Genomic DNA, 9220 nt, shown 5'->3' with positions numbered 1-9220 from the left:
TGTTTAGGTAATCGTCTGCTCCTACTTTATATCCTTTAAGTACGTCTTCTTTCATGGTTTTGGCCGTTAAGAAAACTATTGGCACTTCTTTATTTTTTTCACGAATTTCTTTGGCTAGCGTATAACCATCTTTGTATGGCATCATTACGTCTAGAATACACAAATCGTAAGTATCTTTTTTGAATTTTTCAAAACCTTCCATACCATTTTTTGCTAGTACAACTTCAAAGTCGTTTAGCATTAAATAATCTTTTAGAATTGCTCCAAAGTTTTGATCATCTTCTACTAATAATATTTTTTTGTTCTCTTTTTCCATAATTTTGTTTAATTTATCAATGGGACTTTTATAATAAATGTACTTCCTTTTCCTTTTTCGCTTTCTACATAGACTTGACCGTTATGGTCTTCTACTATTCTTTTAACGTAGGCTAGACCTAGGCCGTGACCTTTTACGTTATGTAAATCTCCTGTATGCTCGCGATAGAATTTTTCGAAAATTCTTTTCTGAGCGACTTTATTCATTCCTGCTCCTTTATCCTTAATTTTAATAAGAATAAAATCGTTAATATTCTCTGTTTGTATATCTATAACGACATGTTCTGGAGAATATTTTATGGCATTATCTAAAATATTAACAATAACATTAGTAAAATGTACGTCGTTTAGTAGTACTGTGGTTCTTTTGGCATCGAAATGCGTTGTAATAATTCCTTGTCTGTCTTCTACAATTAGACTAACATGTTCTATTGCTTCTTCTATTATTTCTTGAACGTTGTAGGATTCTTTAGAAATATCTAGTTCTTTTTTCTCTAATTTTGATATTCTAAGAACGTTTTCAACTTGTGCATGCATTCGTTTATTTTCATCTCTTATCATTTGTAAATAGCGAAATACTTTTTCTTTGTCATCAATAACTTTTGGATTTTTTATGGCATCAAGAGCAAGATTTATTGTTGCTATTGGTGTTTTAAACTCGTGTGTCATGTTGTTTATGAAATCGGTTTTAATTTCAGAAATTTGACGTTGTTTAATTAATTGGTGCAAAGCGTTGGCGTATGCAATTATAATTATTAATGTAAAAATTATTGATAATAACGTTATCGCTAATATTTCTGAAAATAAAAATTTCTTTTTTTGCGGAAAAGTAACCAATAACATGTATTTATTATTTCCGTCGTTATCTATAAAAATCGGAATTGAATAAGTGGCATATTTGTCAAAATTAAAATGATCTGATTTAATTTTAGTGGCCAATCCATTACTGTAAACATTGAATTCGAAAGGGGTTTTTACTTCATATTCATTCAATTCACTTTTTAAAATTTTGTGTAAATTTTCTTTAGTAATTCTATCTTGAATGGCATAGTTTGCAACTACATCTTTGTATTGAATTTCGAAACCTGCTCGTTCTAAAATATCTAGAGTTCCTGTTTTTTCAATAGTTACATCGGGTACAATTTTATTTTGTATTCCTACATTGTCAAATGAATTGGTATTAAAGATTTGGGTTTTTCGCTTGGCTGAAAAGCTTCTCACTTTAGTGCTATCATTTTTTTTATCAAAGAACGAAGAAAACATATCATAATCTTCAGATATTATACTGTTAGAATAGATAATAGTTTGGTTTGTTTTAGAATTTCTTTGGTAGTAACCATACTCTAGCAAATCTTTTTTTAGAGGTGCTTTACCAGTACTGTCTTTAAGTTTGTTATACTTATTGTAAAAAGCATATTCTTCTTGTTTTTGCAGTTTTTCTGAAACATTTCCAAGAACTTGTTTAACGTGAAATTTAAATTGCTCTTCGTTAGTTTCTAATGAAGTATTAAACCAATATACTTGCACCAATATTATCCCTAAAAGAGACAAACTCATTAATAAAACTAACAATCTAAAAACAAACTTATTCATCACAACAAAGTTAGCATTTTAACATATATTCTGTTAATGTATTAACCAAACATTAACATTGAGGTTAAAAATTATTTATTTTTCAATAAACTTAGTATTTCATCTACTTGTTTTTTTGTTTCTTCAAAATTTTCATTTTTTACAACATATTGGCTTCTTGCAATCCTCTCTTGATCAGACAGTTGGTTATTAATTCGTTGCAAAACTTTCTCTCTTGTGGTGGCATCTCTCTTTAAAACTCGTTCTATTCTTACTTCAAGTGGAGCAGAAACAGTTATAATTGCATCACAATCTTTATAACTGCCACTTTCAAAGAGAATTGCAGCTTCTTTAACAATAATTGGGAATTGTTTATGCTGAATTATCCAATTATCAAAGTGTTTTTTTACTGCAGGATGAACAATTGCATTTAGTTTTTTTAATTTTTCTGGGTCATTAAATACTATTGATGCTAGTTTTCGTCTGTCTAGAGTAGTATCAATACTTATCATTTGAGCTCCAAAAGTTGTTGAAATTTGAGAAATAATTTCAGGAAACTCCATTACTTTTTTGGCTTCAATATCAGAAATATAAACTGGTATACCTTTAGATTTTAAATAGTTAGCAACAGTGGTTTTTCCGCTACCTATTCCTCCTGTTAAGCCAATGATTTTTGTTTTTTTAATTACTGGTTCAACAATTTTTTCAATTGGAGCTGTAAGTTTTTCAACTACTTTTTCGATTGATTTATTAATTTGGATTTCAATTTGTTTTTCTATAATTACGTTTTTCTGTTCAGATTGTTGCTCGTTATTTATTTTAAAAAACAACTCTGGAAAAGCATCTTGCGGTTTTTTTCTAAGAATATTAATTTTAAAATACGATTTTAAGAAACCTATTCCGTATCCAAAAAATTGTTTCCAGACGGCTACAATAGATAAAAGTCCAATAATAGGATTTCTATTTTGAATACTTGAAACAATAAAAATAACAACAAAATATAGGAAGTAAAATTTTAAAAACCAATCAAATAAAAGAAAAACTAACACAAAAGAAACTATAAATCCTGTAATAAATAAAGAAGGAAACCAAAAAGTCAATTTTTTATATTCGGGATACCAAGAATTTAGAATTGGTCGTGCTTTTCCAAATTTTGAAACTTGAACGCTAAATTTATCCCAATCTATTCTTCTTTTATGGTAAACAAATGCATTTGTGAATAATCTAGTTTCATATCCTAATTTCCATAATCTTATTGATAAATCTGGATCTTCGCCGGGATGAATATTCCCAAAACCATTGGATGCTTCAAATGCTTTTTTAGAAATTCCCATGTTGAAACTTCTAGGTTGAAATTTATTTATTTTTTCAGATCCACCACGAATTCCTCCGGTAGTTAAAAAAGAAGTCATTGCAAAATTTATTGCTTTCTGGATGTTAGAAAATGACTTTAATGCTTTATCTGGTCCGCCAAAGCAATCAACATAATTTAATTTAAGTTCCTTATCAACTTCAGCTAAATACTGATTTGGAATGATACAATCAGAATCAAAAATGATAAAATAATCGCCTTTAGCTTTTTTCATTCCAAAATTTCTAGAATCTCCTGGTCCAGAATTAGCTTTAAAGTAATAGGAAATAGTAAGCTTATCGGCATATTTCAAAACTAAATCTTCACATGCAATTGTAGAACCATCTTCTACTATAACTATTTCAAAATTATTGCTATACGTAGTTAAGAGCAAACTTTCAAGTAGTTCGTTTATTTCATCGGGTCTATTGTAGACTGGTATAATAATTGAAAAATACATCTAAAAAAATTTTAGCAAATATACTCTTTCTAAAAAAGAAAAGTCCCGCCAAAGCAGGACTTTTTATTAAATACAAAACAGTAATCTTATTGTTTAATCACTTTAATTGTTTTTATTTGACTATCTGATGTTATTTTTACTAAATAAGTTCCAGATGGAAGAATAGACATATCTATTTGACTTTGATTAGTATTTATATTTTTTGTCAGAACTTCTTGCCCTAAGATGTTAACAACTTGAACTTTAGTCATATTTTGAGAATATGATAAATTAAGTACGTCTTTCACTGGATTTGGATAAAAAGTAAAAGCAGAATTATCAAAAGAAGCTGAGTTTAATGAAGCATCATATGCAGCCACTTGAAAAGTTCCATATTCTAAATTGTCATAGTCAAAAACTCTTAAATAAATTGTAGAACCTGCTGTTAGTGCTGTTAGCGATGCTAAAGAGAAAAATCCGTTTCCAGCATCATCATTACAACCTATAGAGGTTAAAGCGCTACAAGATCCAGAAAAAACTTCTATTCCGGTATCTGTAACGTCACTTGTTCCATTAGAATCTGTTTCTAATGTTATGTTTCCAGATGCAGGAACAACAACACTATACCATATATCGCCACCTGCATAACTTGAACATGTTGGATCGTTTAGTCCAGAAGAATCTGTTGCTCCTAGATTTGTTCCAACTACTGAATTATCAGAAAAAACACCTCCAACAGTTAGCATAGTTGCACTTGCGCAATTATCATTAACCGGAGCTGGTGGTGGTGTTCCGCATTGAACTGTTCGTTCTCTTTCGTCTTGATTATCTGCACAAGTAGCATTTACGTGCGTATAAAATCTTATTACTCCTGATATAGTTGAAATCCAGACTACTGATCCTGTGCCAAAAGAATAAATTTGTGTTCCATTTTGATCTGAAATAGTAATAACATCTGTTGCAATTGAACTAGCAAAGGTATATTCAATTCCTGATGTAACATTTACTTTAGAATATTCTCCTGCATAGCCAATTGGTGTAATTATGAGAGGAATTCCAATACAGTTTGGTGTAAATATAGTACCTGGCCACTGACCATTAGGATCATTTAAACATCCAACAAAAAGACAATTCTGATTGACCGTTATTGCTAATCTAACACCACTTTCGCACTGATTTAAAGTTTGAGTAGCATAATAAGTAGTACCAGATACCAATTGAGTAGTTGCTGGCAAAATATTCCCTAAGGTTGCTGAGTCATACCAAACGATTGATGTTCCTGAAACACTTAAATTAGACAAAGTACTTGTGCCACAAAAGTTTTGAGTAGCAACTCCTGTTGGTGAAGGTGTTGAAGTTACTATTAATGATAATTCTGCGGTGTTATAACAGCCACTAATATTTTGAATTCTTGCAAAAACAGTTTGTCCATTAGCACCCAAGTAAGATGAAGGATTAAGAATAACATTTTCATTTGCTTCTGCATCAAATACATTAAGAAAATAACTAAATGTCATATTAGAATCTGGTGAAAGAGATGAATTTGCTGCTGTTAAATTAAAAAGAGTATTTCCGTCCAAATCGTTGTCACAAGCTGTTAAAGAAGAATTTACAGTGTTAGGAAAAGAAGAAATTACTACTGAAACACTCAATCTATTGTAACTTTCGCAAGTTAAAGTTTGAGATGCATAATAGGTTCCGCTTACTAAAGCATCGGTGTCCGATAAAGGAATGACACTTGTAGCGCTAGAATACCATTTTATAGAAGTTCCATCAGCAAATAAGTCTGCTACTAACGCCGGACTACAAAAAAGTTGATTGGCATCACCAGTTGGTGCAGGCGTTGTAGATTCACAATCGAATGCCGAAATTTTAAATTGACCATAAGGTACTGCACCATCAAATTTCCATACCAATACTTTTACTATTTCGCCTGGAGTTCGTCCTGATAAAGTTATTGAAGAAAACAATGAAGAAGTATCGTTATTACAAGCAATTAATGACAAAGCCGAACAATTTCCGCTGTAAACTGCTAATACAGTATTGGTAATTGGACTATTTGCAACGCCAGCAGTTTCTATTGTTACTTTCCCAGAAACAGGAATAGTCACATTAAACCATACATCGCCACCGCTGTAAGTAGCACAACCTGGTGTTGGAGCATTAGAGAATGTTGCGCCCAAACTTGATGAAATTATTGCATTTGAAGCAAAATTATTTCCAACCAATAATGCTGTAGCACCAGTGCATTCATCATTAACTGGCTTAGTTGTAAATGAAAAAGCATTTGTCCAAAGACTGCTTCCATTAGTAAGACAATCGGCACTAACATAAAAATCGTATGCTGTTCCTGGGTCTAATCCTGTTATAACAAATGGATTGCCAACCCCATAATAAGTTGCGGTTGTTGTTGGTGCAGGATTACCAGAGTTTGTAACATACACATTCCACTGTGTTTCTGTACAGCCACTATTCCATCCAATAACTGCACTTGTAGAAGTTACGCTAGATAAAAACACTCCTGTTGGTTGAGGACATGCTACTGGTGATGAAATATCAATATTGTAATCTTCTGTTTCACCCCAACCATAATTAACACAAGGATCTATATTTACTCCAGAAGTATTCCATACATCTCTCACTCTCATTCTATGCGTTCCTAGTGGCGGATTGCATGCTAAAACTATTGGAAAAGAAGCAGTACCGTTTGCTCCAATAGAAGCAGTTGTATAACCTACTCTTTCTGAAGTTGAAAAAATACTATCATCATTATAATCAATCCATACAGCTACATTTTGACTTCCAACAGTTCCTACAGAAACATTTACATTATAGCTTGAACCTGCCTGAAGAACTCCGGTATAATTTGGTAAACCACTATAAAAAGTATATGCTGGATTTACAGCGTCAGTTCCTGAATTATTGGCTAAAGTTGTACCTGAAATAGTAATATTAGACAATAAATCTCCATCAATTTTTCCTGAAGTGTATGTTGGCGTACAATAACAGTTTGCAAGTGTATTTAAACCAACCATAATTGCTGTACTAGAAGTTGTAACTCCAGATCCAGAACATGTTACAAGACATTTATAATAGGTTGGAACAGTCTGTATGGCAGTATAATAAACGTCTGTTGAAAATCCACTAGCGTTTGTGTAAGTGCTTCCATCTAATGAGGATTGCCATTGGTATGTAACTCCAGAACCTGAAGTTGTATTTTGTAATGTGATATCAAATCCTATACCACTGCAAGCCAATGCCGTACTAGATATTGTATTTCCTGGCGATGGTGTTCCTGTACATGTTGGCGGAGGTGACCATGTGTAAACTAAGCCTGATGAGGGAAATATTGTATTAGATAATAAAACTTTATCAGAAGCAGCAGTACTTGCCGATGTTGCAGACCAATCGGTTGCTGTTGTTCTACTACTAAAATTTGTAGCTGCCGAATTTGGATTAGATCTTAAACCACAATCTGCCAAGGTTGCAGTTGTATTATTTGTCATTGTTCCATAAACGATATCAACAACATTAGAGGTTTCATGTAATTTAATTTGAAAATTGAAAGAGTCACCAACAGCAAGATATTTAGAATAATTAGTCCATTGAATAACCATAACCTGATTAGGTGATGCACCAATAAGTTGGTATCTAATTTCGCCACCAGATTGTGTCATTAAATCTCTAGTAAATCCACAAATTCTAGAAACTAATATACTAGAAACAGTTGTGCTTACAGATGATAATGGTGTGTAGGAAGAAGTTGTGTTCATATCAACCGAAGGAGTTAATAATGATGAACCTAATGAAATCCACCCATTTGCATTTACACCAAATCGATTATAAACATAACCATTGTAGTTAAAGTTAAAACCAATAGGCAAACCAACTCCAGTAAAAGATGCTCCTCCAAGTGGAACTGATGGATCTAAAAAACGCTGATCATCGGTTGTTGTTGATGTACCAAGTACTGTTCCTCCTGATATAGCTGTGTAGGTAGAATTACTTTGCGAAAAAGTATATTGCGACAAACTTTGGCTAAATCCGTGTTGAAATAAACAAAAAAATAGAACTAACAAAAAGGTATTTTTCTTCATGTATCTAAAAATTAAATTAAGTCCATAAATTTAAACAAAAAAAGCTCACAAATATATTGTGAGCTTTTAAATATTTATAAATTTTTATTGAACTATCCTATGCTTGGAACTAAAACCATTTCGTCAGAATCTAAACTATAGTCAACTCCATTAAAACCAAAACCAAACAAGTTAAGAAAGTCTTGTTTATATCCTGCTAAATCGCCTATTTTAGGTAATGTTTCGGTTGTGGCTTCTAGCCATAATTTAGCCACTTCTGCTTGCACATCGTCACGCATTTCCCAATCATCAATTCTAATTCTTCCGTTAGAATCTGTTGAAACTTCATTACCAGTATATAATCTTTGGCTGTATAATCTTTGAATTTGTTCAATACAACCTTCGTGAATTCCATCTGCTTTCATAATTTTGTACAGCAATGAAATATAAAGTGGAATTACTGGTATTGCTGAACTTGCTTGTGTAACCAATGCTTTATTAACAGATACATAAGCTTTTCCGTGAATATCTTTTAAACTGTCAGTAATTGTAAAAGCTGTAGCTTCAAGATGATCTTTTGCTCTTCCAATAGTTCCTTTTCTATAAACAGCTTCTGTAACTGCTGGTCCAATATAAGAATAAGCTATAGTTGTTGCTCCATCGGCTAATAAATTTTCTGCTTTTAAGGCATCAATCCACATTGACCAATCTTCGCCACCCATGACTACAACTGTATTATCAATATCTTCTTGCGTTGCTGGTTCTATTGAAACTTGCGTAACATTTCCTGTATGAAAATCTACTGTTTTATTGGTGAAATTTCCTCCAATTGGCTTTAACGTAGAGCGATGTAATACTCCAGTTTCTGGATGCATTCTAACTGGAGAAGCTAAGCTATAAATGATTAAGTCAATTTGACCCAAATCGGCTTTTATTAAATCTATTGTTTGCTGTTTAACTTCTTTAGAGAACGCATCACCATTGATACTCTTGGCATATAATCCTGCTTTTGTAGCTTCTTGTTCAAATGCTGCCGAATTATACCATCCTGGCGAAGCAGTTTTCCCTTCTGTTGGTGGTTTTTCAAAGAAAACACCTATTGTTGCTGCGTCACAACCAAAAGCACTTGATATTCTTGATGCTAAACCAAAACCTGTTGATGCGCCAATAACTAAAACTCTCTTTGCACCATCAATTTTGCCTTTTGATTTTACGTATTCAATTTGATTTTTCACGCTTTGTTCACAACCTTTTGGGTGAGCTGTCAAACAAATAAAGCCGCGCATTCTTGGTTCTATAATCATTTTATTCGATTTTTAATTTTTAGATATTCGATACTAACTTTGACAGAAAATACCTTTTACAAATATAATTCATTTTTTTAGTTGAGCAATTCCTTGGCATGATTTAGGGCCGAATCTGAAATTGTAGAACCCGATAGCATTTGCGCAATTTCTATAACTCGTT

At 32.3% G+C, this 9220-nt stretch carries 5 protein-coding genes and 1 pseudogene; all 6 read right to left on the bottom strand.

Features of this window, described 5'->3' with window-relative positions:
- A partial coding sequence (locus ACH2CG_RS12720; RefSeq protein WP_395065766.1) for a response regulator occupies nt 1-316 on the bottom strand: 316 nt, incomplete at its 3' end.
- An 8-nt stretch (nt 317-324) separates the two neighbouring features.
- A complete protein-coding gene (locus ACH2CG_RS12715) occupies nt 325-1908 on the bottom strand; it encodes a sensor histidine kinase (RefSeq protein ID WP_395065764.1) in 1584 nt (527 codons plus the stop codon).
- A 71-nt stretch (nt 1909-1979) separates the two neighbouring features.
- Complete coding sequence (gene coaE, locus ACH2CG_RS12710; protein WP_395065768.1) at nt 1980-2717, bottom strand: dephospho-CoA kinase; 738 nt, start codon at nt 2715-2717, stop codon at nt 1980-1982.
- Nucleotides 2703-3698: pseudogene (locus tag ACH2CG_RS12705) on the bottom strand (glycosyltransferase); the annotation flags it as partial. The gene coaE and the pseudogene ACH2CG_RS12705, both read right to left, overlap by 15 nt.
- 86 nt (nt 3699-3784) lie before the next feature.
- Nucleotides 3785-7774 (bottom strand): GEVED domain-containing protein, encoded by a 3990-nt coding sequence (locus ACH2CG_RS12700; RefSeq protein WP_395065762.1) that lies wholly within the window; start codon nt 7772-7774, stop codon nt 3785-3787.
- A 92-nt stretch (nt 7775-7866) separates the two neighbouring features.
- Complete coding sequence (gene fabV, locus ACH2CG_RS12695; RefSeq protein ID WP_395065760.1) at nt 7867-9057, bottom strand: enoyl-ACP reductase FabV; 1191 nt, start codon at nt 9055-9057, stop codon at nt 7867-7869.
- Between the last annotated feature and the right edge of the window lie 163 nt (nt 9058-9220).

Origin of the sequence: Flavobacterium sp. (genome assembly GCF_043778725.1) — a bacterium.
Classification (GTDB): Bacteria; Bacteroidota; Bacteroidia; order Flavobacteriales; family Flavobacteriaceae; genus Flavobacterium.
Note: the sequence above shows the minus strand (reverse complement) of the source record. Positions and strands in the feature narration are given on the sequence as shown.